Annotated in this window: 17 protein-coding genes; 6 read left to right on the top strand and 11 right to left on the bottom strand. The window is 59.1% G+C overall.

Annotation, left to right across the window (positions count from 1 at the left end):
• Positions 1-8: 8 nt before the first annotated feature.
• The 6 genes from LQK91_RS08875 to hutI form a co-directional block, all read right to left on the bottom strand.
• On the bottom strand, positions 9-803 hold the full coding sequence (locus LQK91_RS08875) for an ABC transporter ATP-binding protein (RefSeq protein ID WP_003851746.1): 795 nt from the start codon (positions 801-803) through the stop codon (positions 9-11).
• Complete coding sequence (locus tag LQK91_RS08870) at positions 796-1,536, bottom strand: ABC transporter permease (RefSeq protein WP_008925091.1); 741 nt, start codon at positions 1,534-1,536, stop codon at positions 796-798. Before LQK91_RS08870 ends, LQK91_RS08875 begins: the two co-directional genes overlap by 8 nt.
• Before the next feature lie 8 nt (positions 1,537-1,544).
• Positions 1,545-2,264: an ABC transporter permease gene (locus LQK91_RS08865; protein WP_003851749.1), complete on the bottom strand. Its 720-nt coding sequence runs from the start codon at positions 2,262-2,264 to the stop codon at positions 1,545-1,547.
• 12 nt (positions 2,265-2,276) lie between these two features.
• On the bottom strand, positions 2,277-3,125 hold the full coding sequence (locus tag LQK91_RS08860; RefSeq protein ID WP_105099367.1) for a transporter substrate-binding domain-containing protein: 849 nt from the start codon (positions 3,123-3,125) through the stop codon (positions 2,277-2,279).
• A gap of 307 nt (positions 3,126-3,432) precedes the next feature.
• Positions 3,433-4,224 carry an N-formylglutamate deformylase gene (gene hutG / locus LQK91_RS08855; protein WP_008925089.1) on the bottom strand — a complete coding sequence of 264 codons (792 nt, stop codon included), beginning with the start codon at positions 4,222-4,224 and terminating at the stop codon, positions 3,433-3,435.
• Entirely contained in the window at positions 4,221-5,438 is a 1,218-nt protein-coding gene (hutI, locus tag LQK91_RS08850; protein ID WP_105099368.1) for an imidazolonepropionase, read from the bottom strand. Before hutI ends, hutG begins: the two co-directional genes overlap by 4 nt.
• 80 nt (positions 5,439-5,518) lie before the next feature.
• On the opposite strand from hutI, the gene LQK91_RS08845 reads away from it, so the two are divergent.
• Complete coding sequence (locus LQK91_RS08845) at positions 5,519-6,874, top strand: formimidoylglutamate deiminase (RefSeq protein ID WP_105099369.1); 1,356 nt, start codon at positions 5,519-5,521, stop codon at positions 6,872-6,874.
• Positions 6,871-7,413 carry a HutD/Ves family protein gene (locus LQK91_RS08840; RefSeq protein ID WP_008925086.1) on the top strand — a complete coding sequence of 181 codons (543 nt, stop codon included), beginning with the start codon at positions 6,871-6,873 and terminating at the stop codon, positions 7,411-7,413. The genes LQK91_RS08845 and LQK91_RS08840 overlap by 4 nt, the downstream gene beginning before the upstream one ends.
• On the opposite strand, the gene hutC is transcribed toward LQK91_RS08840, so the two are convergent.
• Complete coding sequence (gene hutC / locus LQK91_RS08835) at positions 7,397-8,152, bottom strand: histidine utilization repressor (protein WP_003851761.1); 756 nt, start codon at positions 8,150-8,152, stop codon at positions 7,397-7,399. The genes LQK91_RS08840 and hutC overlap by 17 nt on opposite strands.
• Before the next feature lie 326 nt (positions 8,153-8,478).
• On the opposite strand from hutC, the gene hutH reads away from it, so the two are divergent.
• From hutH to LQK91_RS08820, 3 genes are all read left to right on the top strand, one after another.
• Entirely contained in the window at positions 8,479-10,029 is a 1,551-nt protein-coding gene (gene hutH, locus LQK91_RS08830) for a histidine ammonia-lyase (RefSeq protein WP_039659252.1), read from the top strand.
• 15 nt (positions 10,030-10,044) lie between these two features.
• Positions 10,045-11,730 carry a urocanate hydratase gene (gene hutU, locus LQK91_RS08825; RefSeq protein WP_003851765.1) on the top strand — a complete coding sequence of 562 codons (1,686 nt, stop codon included), beginning with the start codon at positions 10,045-10,047 and terminating at the stop codon, positions 11,728-11,730.
• Between the two features lie 208 nt (positions 11,731-11,938).
• On the top strand, positions 11,939-13,096 hold the full coding sequence (locus tag LQK91_RS08820) for a M20 aminoacylase family protein (RefSeq protein WP_105099370.1): 1,158 nt from the start codon (positions 11,939-11,941) through the stop codon (positions 13,094-13,096).
• Position 13,097: 1 nt separating this feature from the next.
• Here the strand turns inward: LQK91_RS08820 and ybiB are convergent, their stop codons facing one another.
• From ybiB to LQK91_RS08800, 4 genes are all read right to left on the bottom strand, one after another.
• The gene (ybiB, locus tag LQK91_RS08815; protein ID WP_105099371.1) at positions 13,098-14,066 is read right to left on the bottom strand and encodes a DNA-binding protein YbiB; all 969 of its coding nucleotides are present in this window, start codon (positions 14,064-14,066) and stop codon (positions 13,098-13,100) included.
• Positions 14,067-14,092: 26 nt separating this feature from the next.
• Positions 14,093-16,261 carry an ATP-dependent DNA helicase DinG gene (dinG, locus tag LQK91_RS08810; RefSeq protein ID WP_105099471.1) on the bottom strand — a complete coding sequence of 723 codons (2,169 nt, stop codon included), beginning with the start codon at positions 16,259-16,261 and terminating at the stop codon, positions 14,093-14,095.
• A gap of 123 nt (positions 16,262-16,384) precedes the next feature.
• Positions 16,385-16,903, bottom strand: coding sequence for a GNAT family N-acetyltransferase (locus tag LQK91_RS08805; RefSeq protein WP_105099372.1), 519 nt, complete (start codon positions 16,901-16,903; stop codon positions 16,385-16,387).
• Positions 16,900-17,463 (bottom strand): helix-turn-helix domain-containing protein, encoded by a 564-nt coding sequence (locus tag LQK91_RS08800; RefSeq protein ID WP_105099373.1) that lies wholly within the window; start codon positions 17,461-17,463, stop codon positions 16,900-16,902. Before LQK91_RS08800 ends, LQK91_RS08805 begins: the two co-directional genes overlap by 4 nt.
• A gap of 148 nt (positions 17,464-17,611) precedes the next feature.
• Between LQK91_RS08800 and LQK91_RS08795 the strand changes: the two genes are divergently transcribed.
• Positions 17,612-18,346 (top strand): MerR family transcriptional regulator, encoded by a 735-nt coding sequence (locus tag LQK91_RS08795; RefSeq protein ID WP_003851779.1) that lies wholly within the window; start codon positions 17,612-17,614, stop codon positions 18,344-18,346.
• Positions 18,347-18,388: the final 42 nt, after the last annotated feature.

Here is an 18,388-nt window from a genome sequence, read left to right as displayed (position 1 = left end):
GACGTCGCTCATACCACCGGCTCCACCTGATGATGGCTGGAAATAAACTGCTTAAAGCGCGCCGATCCCGCCTCGCCGAACATCGCCTCTGGCGTGCCCTGACAATCAATCGTGCCCTGATGCATAAACACGACCCGGTTTGAGACGTTGCGGGCAAAGCCCATCTCGTGCGTGACCACCAGCATGGTGCGCCCCTCTTCGGCCAGGCTGCGCATCACCTTCAGCACCTCACCCACCAGTTCCGGATCCAGTGCCGATGTCGGTTCATCAAACAGCATCACCTCCGGGTCCATCGCCAGCGCGCGGGCGATCGCCACCCGCTGCTGCTGGCCGCCCGAAAGCTGAGCGGGATAGAAGTCTTTGCGATTCAGCAGGCCAACCCGATCCAGCAGCTGTTCTGCCTGAGCGATGCAGGCTTTTTTATCGCGCTTCAGCACGTAGTGCGGCCCTTCAATAACGTTTTGCAGTACGGTGAGATGCGACCAGAGATTAAAGCTCTGAAACACCATCCCCAGCCGGGAACGCAGCCGTTCAATCTGACGCGGGTTAGCCGCCAGCTGGTGCCCGCGTGCATGACGCTTCATCTCAATGGTTTCACCGCCCACGCTGACGACGCCAGAATCAGGCGTCTCCAGCAGGTTGATACAGCGCAGCAGCGTACTTTTACCGGAGCCGCTGGCACCGAGAATAGAGATGACATCGCCCTGATGCGCCTGCAGCGAGATGCCCTTCAGCACCTCCATAGCGCCAAAGGATTTATGGATATCGCTGGCCGACAGCGTGACAGGTGGCAGTTCAGACATTTTTTTCTCCTCCGGGGATCGGCTTAGCGGCCGGTAACGGCTTTTTTTCCGGTTTATGAACCGGTGTCAGACGCCGCTCCAGCAGGGCATACAGTTGAACAATGATGAAGTTGAGGATCAGATAGATCGCCGCCGCACAGAGAAACACCTCCATAGTGCGGTAAGTACGCTGGATAATCTGCTGCGCGACCCCGGTGACATCCCACACCGTCACCAGACTCGCCAGCGCGGTTGATTTCACCAGCAGAATCGCTTCGGTGGAGTACGCAGGCAGCGCATAACGCAGCATCACCGGTGCGATAATGCGCCGCAGCAGCAGGCCGCGCGACATGCCGCATGCCATCCCCGCTTCCACCTGACCGGGCGGGACCGCCAGCAGCGCGCCGCGCAGGATCTCCGCCGTGTAGGCGGCGGTACAGAGGGACAGGGCCAGCACCGCGCAGGTAAAAGGCTCACGCAGAAACGGCCAGAAGACGCTGTGGCGGATCACCCCAAACTGTCCCAGCCCGTAGTAGATCAGGAACAACTGAATCATCAGCGGCGAGCCGCGAAACACCAGAATGTAGCCGCGGGCGAATGCACTCAGCAGCCGCCAGCGGCTCATGCGCAGCGCCAGAATACCGACCGCCAGCACGCCCCCGCAGAGAAAGGCGCTGATAAACAGGCCGAGCGTGACCGGCAGCGCCGCGCTGAGTTTCAGGAAGGTGTCAGTAAGGAACGCAAAATCAATCATAACTCTCCTTAATGCTGTGCAGCGGTGCGGCTTTGCCAGGCGCGACCCAGACGGGATTCGGCGCGCAGAAAGGCACGATTCGACAGCAGCGTCAGCAGCAGATAACAGGCACCGCCCACCAGGTAAAAGGAGAAGTAGTCCCGGGTGGAACCGGCTGCTATCTGGCTGGCACGCATGAGCTCGACAATGCCGGTCACCGATACCAGCGCGGAATCTTTCAGGCTCATCTGCCAGACGTTAGACAGGCCGGGCAGCGCATAGCGCGCCACCTGCGGCAACAGGATACGTTGCCGGATGCGCCAGCGCGGCATGCCAATGGCGACGGCGGCTTCGATCTCCCCTTTCGCCAGAGCCAGCCGCGCGGCACGATAGACTTCCGCCTGGTAAGAGCCGGAGATAAGCCCGATCGCCAATGCCCCGATCAGAAACGGCGGCGCTTCGATAAAACCGTCTGCGCCAAACAGTTGTCCGATCTGCGTGATCAGTCCCGATCCACCGAAGTAGAACAGGTAGATCACCAGCAATTCAGGGATACCCCGAAAGATCACCGAATAGCTTTCACCCAGCCAGCGTACCGCCCGGTGCGGGGATAACTTTGCGGCGGCCACGCCCGATCCCACCACCGCGCCGACCAGCAGCGCGCAAAACGACAGCAGCAACGTGGTCAGCGTGGCACTCAGAATCAACCGTCCCCAGCCGTCCGGGCCAAAACTCAGCAGGCTTATCATCAGTTACCTCACTCAGGGTGTGACGTCAGTTTTGAACCACTTCTCACTCAGCTTTTTCACTGTGCCATCGGCCAGCGCGGCTTTAATCGCCTGATCCAGTCGGGCTTTCAGATCGTTGTCGGCCATGCGTACACCCATCGCCTCGCCCTCACCCCAGATTGGGCCGCCCAGCTGAGGACCGCTGAAACTGAGGTTGCGGTTATCCGGTCGTGCCAGCATCGACTGCGCGAAAGTCACATCGTCAAACACCGCATCAATGCGTCCGGCCTGCAAATCAAGAATCGCATCGGCTGAGCTGGTGTATTCACGCACATCCGCCACCCCTTTGAAGTATTTGTCGATAAACGGCGTATAGACCGTGCCAGAGGCGATACCAATCGTTTTGCCCTTCAGCGCTGCTTTCAGGGGTGCGATGGCAGGCTCAATGGTTTTTTCATCGTCAGTGAGTTTGATGATCTTGCTGTCAGCGGGCAGCAGTGACCCTTTTACCGTGATAAAGGTGGCGGGTGTTGAGGCGTAAGGCGCGGTGAAATTCACCACTTTTTTGCGGTCGGGCGTAATCACAATCGCATCCATGATGACGTCATATTTTCCGGCATTCAGTCCGGCGATCATCCCATCCCAGTTCTGCACCACCAGCTTGCACTGGATCGCCATGCGCTGGCAGAGATCCGCCATCAGCTCCGGTTCGAAACCGCCCAGCTTGCCGCCCGGCAGGGTGAGGTTCCAGGGTTCATAACTGCCTTCAGTGGCAATGGTGATCGACTTCCACTCTTTAGCCTGGGCGCTGACGCCACAGAGCAGCAGACTGGAAACCAGCGTAGTAAGACATAAACGACGAAGAGTCAGAGGGTGTGTCATACGGTTCTCCTGAAGTAGCGGCCTGGTGATCGCCCTGATGAGATTTAACATAAACCCCACAAGATGATATGTCATGTATATACAAGTTAACGCAACGCAGTTCATTGCCGGCTTTTTCATTTTGTGAGCCAGACGGAATTTATTCAGATAGAGCACGCACTGCAGTACTTGTACATACAACCAAGCAAAGGTTATGCCAGCTCTGAAAAAGCGAAGAATGGAGGCGGTAGCAAGGGAGCAGCCACACAGGCTGCCCTCACCTGCACCCGATTAGCGCAGCGCTGCACCGGCGTGGCGCATCGCTGATTTACTGCGGTTTAGCCTGCGCCAGCATGGCATGAATCATCGCCTTCAGCACTTTCTGTAACTGAGCGGCACGCGCCTGCTGCCAGGCGTAAGGAGGCATCTCATCCATGTAGTTGAGCTGCGCCAGCTCCAGCTGGACGGCTTCAATATGCTGCTGCGGCTGTCCATAAGCGCGGGTGATGTAGCCGCCTTTAAAGCGTCCGTTAATCACCCAGCTGTAGTCGTTCTGTGCGCTGCATACTGCTTCAATCGCCGCGCTCATGGCAGGTGTACAGCTTGCACCGTCGTTGGTGCCAACATTGATATCGGGCAGACGGCCCTCAAACAGGCGGGGAATTTCGCTGGCGATGGAGTGAGCATCAAACAGCAGCGCATAACCATGCAGCGCTTTAAGCCGCGCCAGCTCCTGCTGAATCTGCTGATGATAAGGCTGCCAGATCTGATCGATGTAGCCCTGACGCGCCGTGGCATCAGGCGTTTTACCTGGCGCAAAGGTCGGCGTGCCGTCGAACAGCGTTTCCGGGAAAAGGCCAGTGGTGGCCGTCGTGTAGAGCGGCTGGTTATCGGGCGGACGGTTAAGATCAACCACAAAACGGGAGTAGCGGCCAATTAACACGCTGGCCCCGAGGTCACGCACAAAATCATACAGCAGCGGGATATGCCAGTCGGTGTCAGGCAGGCCGCGCGCGGCCTCACTTAATCCAGCCTCCACGTCGGGTGTCAGGTCGGTCCCGGCGTGAGGAATGCTGACCAGCAGCGGCAGGCTGCCCTGGGTGAAATAGAAAGGGTTCATTGTGGTTCTCCACGATAAATAACGGTACAGGGCAGCTCACCACCCAGCCAGTAAACCAGTTCCGCGGGACGAGCCAGCGGCCAGTGCACGAAGTTTGCTACTTTTCCCGCCTCCAGCGAGCCGTGACTGTCAGCCAGCCCCAGCGCTTTTGCTCCCCACAGGGTGACGCCCGCCAGCGCCTCTTCCGGTGTCATGCCAAACAGCGTGCAACCCATATTAAGCATCAGACGCAGCGACAGCGCAGGCGAGGTGCCAGGATTCGCATCGCTGGCCAGTGCCATCGGCACCCCATGTCGCCGGAAGCTTTCCACCGGCGGGCGCTGGGTCTCACGCAGCAGGTAAAACGCACCAGGCAGCAGCACCGCGACGGTGCCATGCTCTGCCATCACCCTGGCATCCTCTTCCGTGGCGTATTCAAGATGGTCCGCAGAGAGTGCGCCGTAGCGCGCCGCCAGTGCTGCGCCCCCCAGTGCCGAAAGCTGTTCCGCATGCAATTTCACCGGCATACCCAGCGCCACCGCCCGGTCAAACACCCGCGCCACCTGCGCAGGGGAAAAGGCGAGATGCTCACAGAACGCATCCACCGCATCCGCCAGCCCCAGCGCCTGTACCTGCGGCAGGAGTCGATCGCAGATGATATCGACCCAGCTATCCGGGTCGTGCTTAAACTCCGGCGGAAAGGCATGTGCTGCCAGACAGGTGGAACGCACATCGGCGGACACGCTCTCTCCCAGCTGGCGAATCGCCCGCAGCATCCGCAGTTCGCTCTCTTCATCCAGACCATAGCCGGACTTAATCTCCACGGTGGTGACGCCTTCGGCCAGCAGCCGATTGAGCCGCCAGCGAGCCGACGCCACCAGCTCCTCTTCCGTGGCCGCGCGGGTGGCGCGCACGGTGGAGAGAATGCCGCCGCCCTGCGCGGCGATCTCTGCGTAGCTGACGCCATTCAGGCGCTGTTCAAACTCCTGACTGCGGTCGCCGCCAAACACCAGATGGGTATGACAATCCACCAGCCCTGGCGTCACGATGCCGCCTGGCAGTTGATGATGCTGATCGGCGACGAACGCGGGCATCTCCGCCTGCGGGCCCACCCATACCAGTTTACCTGCCCGCACCACCAGCGCGCCTTGCGGAATCAGATGGTACTTTCCGTCACGCATGGTAACCAGGTCGGCCCCGGTCCATACCGTATCTACACGCATCTCTTCTGCCATCGCTGCCTAAGCCTCCACCGTTTACACTGTGCCTCAAAGTATGTATATGTATATACAACCACATCCGGAGAGGATCAACCATGGTAACTTTTTTTGCCCCGCGTGCACTGCTGGCAGAGGGCTGGCAGCAGCAGGTTCGTATCACAGTTAATCAGGCGGGTTTTATCGATGCCATTGCTCCGGATAGCCATGCGGAGAATGCTGTCCAGCTCAACGGCGAGGTAATTCCGGCGATCGCCAACCTGCACTCGCACGCCTTTCAGCGTGCCATGGCGGGGCTGGCAGAAGTCGCGGGCGATCCTCAGGACAGCTTCTGGACCTGGCGGGATTTGATGTACCGCATGGTGCAGCGCCTGACACCCCGGCAGGTGGGTGATATTGCCGCCCTGCTCTACATCGAAATGCTGAAGGGCGGCTACACCCAGGTGGCGGAGTTTCACTATCTGCATCACGACCCCAGCGGCGCACCCTATGGTGATGATGCGATGCTGCAACAGCTGATCGAGGCGGCGGAGATCGCCGGTATCGGTCAGACCCTGCTGCCGGTGCTCTACAGCTACAGCGGCTTTGGCAGTCAGCCTGCAACGGCGGGTCAGAAACGTTTTATCCAGCAGACCGACCAGTATCTGCAACAGCAGGCGCGGCTGGAGGAGTGGCAGCAGCAGCGGCCACTGCTGAATCGTGGCCTCTGTTTCCATTCGCTGCGGGCAGTAAGTGAAAGTCAGATGCACGACGTGCTGGCGGCCAGCGATCCTGGGCTGCCGGTCCATATCCATGTGGCTGAACAGCAGAAAGAGGTCAATGATTCACTGGCGTGGAGCGGCGAACGGCCGGTTGCCTGGCTGCTTAACCGCTTTAACGTGGATACGCGCTGGTGTCTGATCCACGCCACGCATCTGGATGAGAGCGAACTGTCACGCCTTGCCCGCAGCGGTGCGGTGGCGGGTCTCTGCCCGACCACCGAAGCCAACCTCGGTGACGGCATTTTTCCGGCGGTGGAGTATATCGCGCAGGGCGGACGCTGGGGCATTGGCTCCGACAGTCACGTCTCGCTGAGCACCCAGGAAGAGCTGCGCTGGCTGGAGTATGCGCAGCGCCTGCGCGACCAGCGCCGCAACCGAATCACCCTGCCTGACCAGCCCTCGGTAGGCGATCTGCTTTGGCAACAGGCTACAGCAGGGGGTGCGCAGGCGTGCGGCATTCAGCAGGGTACGCTGGCGGTGGGACAACGTGCTGACTGGCTGGTGCTGCGTGATGAGGCATGGCTCGGCAGCGTGGAATCACACGCCGTAATGAACCGCTGGCTGTTTGCCGGACAGCGCGATCAGATTCGCGACGTCTATGTTGCAGGTAAAGCCGTGGTGAAAGATGGCGTGCATCCGCACCAGGCAGCGTGTGCCGCACGCTTTGCTCAGGCAATGGCGGCGCTGCGATGATCGCCCGGTTCGCATATGCCGATCTGGCAGTCAGCCGCTGGCGCAACGGTGGCGGTGAGACCCGTGAGATTATCAGTTTCCCGCCCGGCGCAGATCGCTTTGGCTGGCGCGCCAGTATTGCGACCCTGGCGCAGGATGGCCCCTTCTCTCCCTTTCCGGAGATTGATCGGGTTATCACCCTGCTGCACGGCGATCCGGTGTTGTTAACCGCGCCCGGCGTGCAGCATCTGTTGACGCCGCAAAAGCCGTGGGCGTTTGCCGGCGAACTCGCCTTAACGGCACAACTGCAGGGCAGCGTCAGCGAAGATTTTAATATCATGACGCGACGTGGTGAATGGCAGGCAACGGTGGAGGTGGTGACCACAGAGGTCAGCGCGCTGCATGGCGTCGCCTGGGTGCTGGCTGGCGCATGGCAGACGGCTGACGGAGAAAAGCTGAGCGCGCAACAGGGGACGTGGTGGGTCGATGATGAGACACAACTCAGCCCGTGTGACACGGATGCCCGGCTGCTGTTTACCCGACTTAACCGTGTCCTCTGAAGCGGCCCAGCAGTTTGTAACGTGAGCCGGGATAGAGCAATCGCGCATAGGTCACGATTTTCGTGTCGCTCCAGGTCTGACGGCGAATCAGCAGGCAGGGTTCGTGCTCATCCAGCGACAAATGCTTACGCTGACGCGCATCGGGCAGCACCGCTTCAACGATGTGCTCACCCGCCGTCAGCGGCGCGACCCGCATGAGATAGGTGTACGGCGTCATCTTCTCATAATCCTGCGTCAGGTAGTCGGGCGCGACCAGCGGATTGACCAGACGATCCTCCAGCTGCACCGGCAGATCGTTTTCGTAGTGCACAATCAGCGAATGGAAGAGCGTCTGCCCGGTAGTGAGACCCAGTACGGCCGCCTGCTCGGGATCGGCTTTGTTCTGACCGAGGGTAAGGATTTTTGCGCTGTGCTGATGACCGCGCTGGGCAATCTCATCGGCGATGTTATGCACCTCCAGCATGGCGGTGTAGCCTTTCATCTCCGCCACAAAGGTCCCGACACCCTGCATCCGCACCAGAAATCCCTCACTGGTGAGCTCACGCAGCGCCCGGTTAATAGTCATGCGACTGACGCCCAGTTCATTGACCAGTTCACTTTCTGATGGCACACGCTGATTCGCTTTCCACAACCCTTCACGAATCTGGCTGACGATGGCCTGTTTCACCCGCTGATAGATCGGTGCAGGTTCATCGCTCATTGCCGCCGCCAGTTGTGCCAGTGCTGTATGCTCAACCATTTGCTGTTCCTTATGCTGAAAGTCCCCTGAGTTTACTGTCTCACTGCGTGAATGTATATACATCCAGCAGAGCACGCGATGCTCCGATGGTGCAGCCTCCGCATCCTGATGGTGCAGCTTCTCCCACATGCTAAACACCCGACCCGCAGCACATGGAGATTCGATTTTTGTGATCGGCCTGGCACGTCCTTTGCTTCCTTTGTTTGATTGTATAGACAAGCATAGACAAGATTTAATGCTTATGTTTCACTCGAATTATCCCGCTGGTTCAGGGCAAGGGAAGCAGCTTCGCCTCACCAGCACACTTGTATCGACAGGAGTAGGCTATGTCAGGTTCGTTTCAGGCATTGCGCCTGGTGCCAGGCGAGGTGGACCTCGCCACATTACGCGCTATCTATCAGGGTAATGTCACATTAAGTCTCGATGAGCGTGCGCGTCAGGCGATTGCAGCGGCGCAGCAAACCGTAGATGCCATTGTCGCCTCCGGTAACGTGGTGTATGGCATTAATACCGGCTTCGGCAAACTGGCGCAGACCCAAATTCCGGCCAGCCGGCTGGCGGATCTGCAGCGTAATCTGGTGTTGTCACACAGCGTCGGACTGGGCGATCTGCTGCCCGACAATGTCACCCGACTGGTGGTCGCAACCAAAATCATCAGTCTGGCGCGCGGTCACTCTGGCGTGCGAATCGAACTCGTTGAGGCGCTGCTTGCCCTGTTTAACGCGGGTGTGATGCCCTGCATCCCGGAAAAAGGCTCTGTCGGGGCTTCTGGCGATTTGGCGCCGCTGGCGCACATGTCGCTGATGCTGCTGGGTGAAGGTCAGGTACGGCTCGCTGGTAAGCTGATCCCGGCAACAGAAGGACTGGCAAGCGTCGGCCTGTCGCCGTTTGTGCTCGGTCCAAAAGAAGGACTGGCGCTGCTCAATGGCACCCAGGTTTCGACTGCGCTGGCGCTGCGTGGCCTGTTTGAAGGTGAAAATCTGTTTGCTGCCGGTCTGATGGCGGGTGCGCTCTCGCTGGAGGCGATCAAAGGCTCGCTGAAACCGTTCGACGCCCGTATTCATAAAGCGCGTGGTCAGCAGGGCCAGATTGCGGTCGCCGCCGCCGTCAGCGCTCTGATAGAGGGCAGTGAAATTCTGCAGTCGCATACCCATTGCGGCCGCGTGCAGGACCCCTACTCCATCCGCTGCGTGCCGCAGGTGATGGGTGCCTGCCTGGACAATTTCAGCCACGCGGCGCGGATTCTGGAAATCGAAGCAAACGCAGCCTCGGACAACCCGCTGGTGTTCAGCGACAGCGGCGATGTGATCTCCGGCGGCAACTTCCACGCCGAACCCGTGGCCTTTGCCGCAGATATCCTGGCGCTGGCCATTGCTGAAGTCGGCGCCATCTCCGAGCGGCGCCTGGCGCTGCTGCTGGACAGCGGCTTATCTGGCCTGCCGCCTTTCCTGGTGCGTGACGGTGGCGTGAACTCTGGCTTTATGATCGCCCAGGTCACCGCCGCCGCGCTCGCCTCTGAGAACAAATCGCTGGCCCATCCGGGCAGCGTAGACAGTCTGCCGACCTCCGCTAACCAGGAGGATCACGTCTCAATGGCGACCTATGCCGCCCGCCGTCTCGGCAGCATGTGCTTTAACAGCGCCGCGGTGGTCGGTATTGAAGCGATGGCCGCCGCGCAGGGTATTGAATTTAACCGGCCGCTGAAAAGCTCTGTGCTGATTGAGCAGGCCATCGACACCATTCGCGAGCAGGTCGCTTTCCTTGAGGAAGATCGCCTGCTGGCACCCGATATCGAGGCCATGCGTCAGTGGGCAAGTCGCGCTGACTGGCCTCAGGCATTGACCGCGCTGCTGCCGAGCATGCGCCCAACTTCTTGAATTAAGGAATCTCTTATGAGCGAAACTCTTTCTCAGGCTGTGGCACGTGAAATTCGTGCGCCACATGGCACCACACTGCACTGCGCTAACTGGCTGATTGAAGCGGCTTACCGCATGATTCAGAACAACCTCGATCCCGATGTGGCCGAGCGGCCGGAAGATCTGGTGGTTTACGGCGGCATCGGTAAAGCAGCGCGAAACTGGGCATGCTTCGAGCAGATCCTGCGTTCGCTGCGGGCGCTGCAACCGGATGAGACGCTGCTGATCCAGAGCGGCAAACCGGTCGGCATCTTCCGCACCCACGCGGATGCGCCGCGCGTCCTGCTGGCGAACTCTAATCTGGTGCCACACTGGGCGACCTGGGATCACTTCCACGAGCTGGATAAAGCGGGCCTGATGATGTACGGCCAGATGACCGCCGGTTCCTGGATCTATATCGGTGCACAGGGCATCGTGCAGGGCACCTATGAAACCTTTGTGGAAGCGGGACGTCAGCACTATAACAACGACCTCAGCGGACGCTGGATTCTCACCGCCGGGCTGGGCGGCATGGGCGGCGCGCAACCGCTGGCGGGTGTGCTGGCCGGTGCCTGCGTACTGGCGATTGAGTGCCAGGAGTCACGCATCGATTTCCGTCTGCGTACCCGCTACGTAGACTACAAAGCCACCACGCTGGACGAAGCGCTGGCCATCATCAGCGAAGCCACTGCTGCGAAAAAAGCGATTTCAGTCGGGCTGCTGGGCAATGCCGCTGAAATCCTGCCAGAGCTGGTGAAACGCGCCCGGGCGGGCGGGCCGAAGCCGGACATCGTGACCGACCAGACGTCGGCACATGACCCAATAAATGGTTATCTGCCGATTGGCTGGGATCTGGCGCGCTGGCAACAGGCGCGCGTTTCACAGCCGAAAGCGGTTGAGAAAGCCGCGCGTGCCTCTATGGCGGTTCACGTCCAGGCGATGCTCGACTTCTGTCATATGGGTATTCCGACCGTGGATTACGGCAACAACATCCGTCAGGTAGCGCTGGATGAGGGTGTCAGCAACGCCTTCGACTTCCCTGGCTTTGTCCCGGCCTATATCCGTCCGCTGTTCTGTGAAGGCAAAGGCCCGTTCCGCTGGGTGGCGTTGTCAGGCGACCCGGAGGATATCTACAAGACCGATGCCAAACTTAAAGAGCTGTTCCCGCACCACAAAACGCTGCATCGCTGGCTTGATATGGCGCAGGAGCGCATCGCTTTCCAGGGCCTGCCGGCACGTATCTGCTGGCTGGGACTGGGTGAGCGACACCTTGCCGGTCTGGCGTTCAATGAAATGGTGCGCAACGGCGAGCTGAAAGCGCCGGTGGTCATTGGCCGCGACCATCTCGACTGCGGTTCAGTTGCCTCACCAAACCGCGAGACCGAAGCGATGAAAGATGGCTCGGATGCGGTCTCTGACTGGCCGCTGCTTAACGCGCTGCTGAATACCGCGGGCGGCGCGACCTGGGTCAGCCTGCATCATGGCGGCGGTGTCGGCATGGGCTTCTCGCAGCACTCTGGCGTAGTGATTGTTGCCGATGGCAGCAAAGAGGCCGATGCGCGTCTTGGTCGTGTGTTATGGAATGACCCGGCCACCGGTGTCATGCGTCACGCCGATGCAGGTTATGAGCTGGCGCAGAGCTGTGCTGCAGAGCACGGCCTGAACCTGCCAATGCAAAAATAGTCTGATATCGTTCACTAAACGGGGCGCGCTGTGGCCTGCCCCGTTTTTCTGACTTTTCCATTGTAAAACCCCTCGCTGAAATCACTTCCTTATTACTTATTCCATTTTGATTTAGCCTATAGCCATATTTAGTCCCGACAGCGATAGACGCCGCGCCACCCAATCACTAAAGTGAAATCTTCTCATTCTGTATGGAGCGCGACGCTGCATGACCCTTTCTCCTTCCCTGCTTGAAGACGCCCTGCACTGGCGCCGTGAGTTTCATCGCCAGCCCGAATTAGGTTACCAGGAACAGCAAACCAGCCAGTTTATTGCTGAAGAATTAGCGCGGGCGGGGCTGCAGGTGTTTCGTGGGCTGGCGGGAACAGGAGTCATCGGTACGCTGGAAAACGGTTCCGGTCCGGTTATCGGGCTGCGTGCGGATATGGATGCATTGCCGATTACAGAGAAAGGCGACGCTGAGTGGCGATCTTCGACGCCTGGCGTCATGCACGCCTGCGGCCACGATGGTCACAGCGCTATCCTGCTGGCCGCCGCCCGACAGCTGGCTGCCACGCGTCAGTTTAGCGGCACGGTGCATTTCATCTTTCAGCCTGCCGAAGAGAATCTGGGCGGGGCGCGCAAAATGGTGGAAGAGGGATTGTTCCAGCGCTTTCCGATGGATGCGATCTACGCGATGCACAACTGGCCGGGGCTGCCGCTGGGGTCACTGGCTGTTAATCCTGGCGCAATGATGGCATCGCTGGATTCATTCGAAATTACCCTGCACGGTAAAAGCTGCCATGCGGCGATGCCGGAAAGCGGCGCCGATCCGATGGTGGTAGCGGCCGAGCTGATTCTGGCGCTGCAGACGATTCCCTCGCGTCGGCTCTCGCCCCTTGCCTCTGCGGTGGTCAGTGTGACGCAGATCCACGGGGGTGAAGCGATCAACGTGATTCCGGAACAGATTATGCTGCGCGGCACAGTGCGCTGCCTGCAGACCAGCGTGCGCGAAAAAGTACGCGGACTGATTGATGAGTTTGTGACGACTCTGCCACGTCCGTTTGGCGTCAGCGGCGAGATTAACTGGCTGCCGGGCTATCCGGTCACCGCTAACCATGCGGCCCCGGCTGAGCAGGTGCGCGACGTGGCGCTGGCAACGCTGGGCGCAGAACAGGTTCACTGGCAGGTCAATCCGTCGATGGCATCAGAAGATTTTGCCTGCATGATGGAAGCCTGTCCCGGCGCTTACTTCTGGCTGGGCGCGGATGGCGAGACGCCCTCCGCGCCGCTACATAACGCTCGCTATGATTTCAACGACGCGCTGCTGCCGATTGGCATCCGTTTCTGGCAGAACCTGGTTGAACAGGCGCTGCCAGCCGCCTGACTCAGTATCCGGCAGCGGCAATCTGCTGCCCGGCCGCCGCCAGCGAGTCGCACTGGCCGCTGGCGCGCAGGCAGCAGGCGAGCTGCAATCGCAGTGACGCAGGTACCGGGCGCTGCTGATTCAGCACCTCATCAATCCAGCGCGCCGTCACCTCTGCCGTCTTGTCCGCCGGCAGTTCAACCGCCACTTCAGGCTGACGCTCGACCCACACTTCCGCTTCCACGCCTGCGCCCTGAATCATACTGATCGCCGGGCAGCGCTGCGGATTCGCATAGACTTCCCCTTCGGTGCCATTGAGCAGTATCGCTGGCGCATCAATGTCACTGAAGAATTTCGCCACGCGCGGCACATACTCCGGATGCGACACGCTCGACAGCCGCAGCGCCGCACGCTCTGCAAACGGGGTTGCCAGTTTTGCCAGCGTATGTGCGCTGTTACGGACGCCCATCCGCCAGCGCAGTGAGAGCTGTTTCGCCATCGGCGGGCAGAGGTGATCGATAGTAATAAAAACGAGTTCGCCCTGTTCGAGTCTCGCCTGCGCCGCTTCTGCGGTGGTGACAGGTGTTACACCCAGCGCGGCAAACACCGCCTCACTGGTGATACGCGTCGCGTCGTCGCTGACGCCATGTACCACCACCGGGAAGCCGAGTTTCACCAGCAGCAACGCCAGCAACGGCGTCAGATTGCCCTGGCGGCGCGCGCCGTTGTAGCTGGGGATGACGATCGGCATCGGCCGGTTTTCTGGCGCTCGCAGCTGCATCATCTGTGCCTGCATCGCCTGATAAAAGCCGCGCATCTCGTCTTCGCCTTCGCCCTTGATACGCAGCGCAATCAGGATGCCGCCCAGTTCCAGATCCGGCACTTCACCCGCCAGCATTGCGCCATACAGCGCCACCGCGGTATCAAAATCGATGTCGCGGGCATGATTTTTACCGCGCCCAATCTCTTTAATGATTTTATTCAGTTCCATCACTCGCTTCCGGTTAAGTGCGCGGCTTAGCGCCGCGTGGGACGTCGTTTTCGCACCGTGTTTTTTGGCGCCACGGTGACCGGTATCGCTTCCGGCTCTGGCGTTTCCGGCTGCGCAATCGGGAAGATCGGCAACGCGGCTAATAACCGACTGCCGTAGGATTTGCTCAGCAGACGACGGTCGTAAATAACGATTTCGCCATAACATTGATGGCTGCGAATCAGGCGCCCGACCTGTTGAATCAGGGTGAATGAGGCGCTGGGTAAGCTCTGCACCTCAAACGGATAACGCTTCAGGCTTTTAAGCCACTCGCCTTCGGTCAAAATTACCGGACTGTCCACCGGGGGAAAAGCGATTTTGTGAATATGCACCTGACTCAGCAGATCGCCCTTCAGATCAAGCCCTTCGGCAAAGGACTGCAGGCCAATCAGAATACTGGTTTCCCCTTTGGTGACGCGCTGGCGATGCAAATCGACCAGCCGGCTGCGCGGCTGATCGCCCTGCACCAGCATCGAGAGCCGCAGGTCAGGCAGACAGGCGACAAACTGCTGCATGGCCCGGTTGCTGGCAAACAGCACCAGCACGCCTTTGTGCTTTTTCTCCGCCATCTGCTGACGGAAGAAACCGGCCATCTCCGCAATGTGCTCCGCTTCGTGCGTCATCAGCGGCTCGAAGCGCATCTGCGGGATCACCAGCCTGCCCTGCTCTACATGGTTAAACGGCGAGTCCAGCGCCACAAAACGATCGCCTGCTTTTTCGCTGAGTCCCGACATCTCCTGCAGGCGGTTGAAACTGTTGAGCGATCGCAGTGTGGCAGAGGTGACCACCACATGTGGGATTTTGCGCCACAGCAGCTTTTCCAGCTGATCGCTGACGCGAATACCGGCGCAGTGAAACAGCAGATGCGCCTGACCTTCGCGCAGCTCGCGGGTGATCCATTTCGATACCGGTGCGCCAGACGCTTTTTCCATCGCCGCCAGCCGCCACAATTTGCTCACCGACTCAAACCAGCCAAACTGACGATTGAGCTGCAGCAGATTGCGATGCAATCGCACCACGTCCACCTTGCCAGTCTGCTCACTGAGTGCATTGATCAGGCCTTCGCTCAAACCGCGCAGCGCGTCGCTGAGTTTGAACAGCCGGGCACAGAGATCCAGCAGCTCCTGCGGAAGCGCACCCAGCACAAAGCGAAATTCGCCCGGCTGGTTATGCGGTGGCAGCAGCGGATTCAGCGCCTGCGCGGTCACGGTCAGCAGTTCGCGCAGCTCATCACAGTGTGCTTTCAGCCGCTCAGGGTTAGCCAGCGGCGGCGGCGATTTTGGCCGCATCTGCGTCATGATGCTGTCAACCAGCTTGATAAACAGGTCAAGTTGCAGGCTGTTCCAGCCCGGCGTAATGTCGGCGCTCATCTCCAGCGCATCGCGGGCTACGTCGGGCAAATGGTGCCCTTCATCTAACACCAGCATCAGGTTTTTAGCCGGTGGCAGCACCGACTCATTCTCCATCGCCGCCATCACCAGCGCATGATTCGCCACCACCACATCCACCTGCTCGATTTCGCGTCGCGCCACAAAGAACGGGCATTCACGATACCAGTGGCAGTGCGCGCCCAGGCAGCTTGCTTTATCGGTAGAAAGGCGCTGCCACAGGCTGTCGCTGACGTTCTCTTCGCTGTGATCGCGCAGGCCATCCCACTGATAGCGGTCCAGGGATTTTTGTAAGCGGCCACACTGCGTCTGTTCCTCTTTGGTGCTGCTGACCGCATCATCGTCCAGATAGAGCAGCAGATCGCCCTGCTGATCGGCGTCGGCTGCCATCGCCGCCAGATTGCGCGGACAGACATAGCGCCCGCGGCCAAAAGCAGCGGTAAAGGTGAGGTCGGGGATGATTTTCTTCAACAGCGGCAGATCTTTGGTGAAGATCTGATCCTGCAACGCCACATTGGCGGTGCTGATGACCAGTTGCTTTTCCTGGGCGCGGCTGGCCGCAATGCCTGGGATCAGATAAGAAAGAGTTTTACCCACGCCGGTCGGCGCTTCAACCGCCAGATGGCGCGAATCGTCACCGGCCAGGCATTTTGCCACTTCGGCAATCATCTGGCGCTGCGGCGCGCGCGGGATGAAATCAGGCACCTGCTCCTGAAGCGCTTTATACCATTGCGCTATCTGGCTTTTTACTGCGGCTGTCAGGGCCATGATTTGCGTTACCACACTGAAAATATGGCCTGTATTTTTACACAGTATCCCGGCGGCGTCAGCTTTCACGCCGAATTTTTCGTGCGCTGTCGTAAATTTCAGTGCGTGCCCGGCGGCGGTGATTTACGCCAGCACTTTGTACATTACGGTGGTGGCGTCCAGCACGCCTGCGGTGGATTCCGCATAAAACGGGATCGATCCCGCTACCTGCCAGCCCAGCGAGCGATAGAGATCGCTGGCGACATCGCCGCTGCGCGTATCCAGCACCAGCAGGGTTTTGACGCGCTCGCGCGCCCGCTGCTCGGCGCGCTGCATCAGTTCACGGGCGATGCCCTGTCGGCGTGCCTGCGGATGCACCAGCAGTTTGCTGATCTCCGCCCGGTGTCGGCCGTTTGGCATGCCGCTGCTATTGATCATCACCGTCGCCACAATGCGACCCTGTTGACGCGCCACGATTAACTCGCTGTCGCCGCCTGTGATGCTGATGATTCGCTGCTGCCAGAATCGCGTCATCAACTCACTGTCTTCAGCATCAATAAACCCGACGCTGGCCCCATCTGCCACACAGCCCTGTAAAACATGGGTCAGTTCGGCCAGATTCTGTTGCGCCTGGGTGGCGCTGAGGGTTACGTACTCAATCATGGTTTCGCCACCACCAGTAGATAGCGCGCGCCGTCGGTCAGGTGCGCCTCAAAAGCGGATTTTCCTGTCAGATGAAAACGTAAACAGTCACCTGGCTGCAACGTCCACGCCTGAGATCCCATCGTGACGGTGAGACCGCCCTCACGCAGCCAGATATGCTGCTCCAGTCCATGGATGGGTGGTGCATCGTAATCGATACGCGCCCCAGGCCGTAACCTGCCCTCAACCAGTTCGCATCTGAAATGAAGTGCAGGAGGGGATATATTGCGGCGAATAAATCCGCTGGCCTCATCCTGCCACACCGGCTGATGCTGGCTGGTGACCAGCAAACTGGACTCCTCCTCCACCTCACTCAGCAGGCGTGACATCGTTAATCCGTAGGCGACACACAGACGGTTAAGCAGTGCAGCCGTAGGGCTGGTCTCGCCTCGCTCAATGCGCGATAATGTCGCACGACTGATGCCCGTGGCCACCGCAAGTTCATCCAGCGACCAGCCGCGTTGCAGGCGTAACTCTGACAGCCTCACAGCCAGTCGTTGCTCAGTATTCAGCTCAGACATTACTTTTCTCACTTATGGGAAACACTCTCTCAAATGAGATATAGCTGAAAAGGGCCGTATCAGTCAAGTTGTACATTGAGAAATGTATTGTACAACTTAGTTTGCTTCGTTATGGTAATTACACTCAGACCAATCGAAAGAGGAATTTATGACCTTATACAGTATCGGTGACGTCGCCGAGCGCTGTGGCATAAACCCAGTTACCCTGCGCGCCTGGCAGCGTCGTTATGGCTTACTGAAGCCGCAACGTACCGAAGGCGGACATCGTCAGTTTGATGAAGAGGATGTGCAGCGTATTGAAGAGATCATGCGCTGGATTGAAAGCGGCGTGCCGGTCGGTAAAGTAAAGGCATTGCTGGAAGGTGGCGATGTTGATGCACACGATGGCTGGACCACACTGCAGGATGAGCTAATCAGCGTATTACGTCATGTCAGACCCGCTAAACTGCGTAACAAAATTGCTGCGATTGGTCGCGAACATCCGATTGATGCGCTAATTGATCACGTTTTCATGCCTGTACGCCAGAAACTGAGTCTGGACCAGAATACTGCCCGAACCATGTGCAGCCTGCTGGATGGTTTGCTGATCGACTATGTCGCTTTCTGTCTGACCGGCAGCCGCAAAAAATCGGGAAAAGATGCGCTGATCATTGGCTGGGGTACCGACGATCGTACCCGTATCTGGCTGGAAGGCTGGCGTCTTTCACAGCATGGCTGGCGGATTGATGTGCTGGCTGAACCGCTTGATGTCCCGCGTCCTGAACTTTTTCCTGGCATGAATATGTTTGTATTTACCGGTAAAAAATTAACCCGTCGCCAGCAGGAACAGCTGTCACACTGGCAGGAACAGGGCTATGCCGTGCGGTTACATGAACCCGGCTGATAACAAAAAACGCACGCCGGGCGCTTTGCCTGCTGCCTTGCG

This window comes from Pantoea sp. MHSD4 (genome assembly GCF_021043305.1).
GTDB classification, from domain to species: Bacteria; Pseudomonadota; Gammaproteobacteria; order Enterobacterales; family Enterobacteriaceae; genus Pantoea; species Pantoea eucalypti.
The sequence above is the reverse complement of the archived record's forward strand: the minus strand, read 5'-3'. Positions and strand labels throughout refer to the sequence as shown.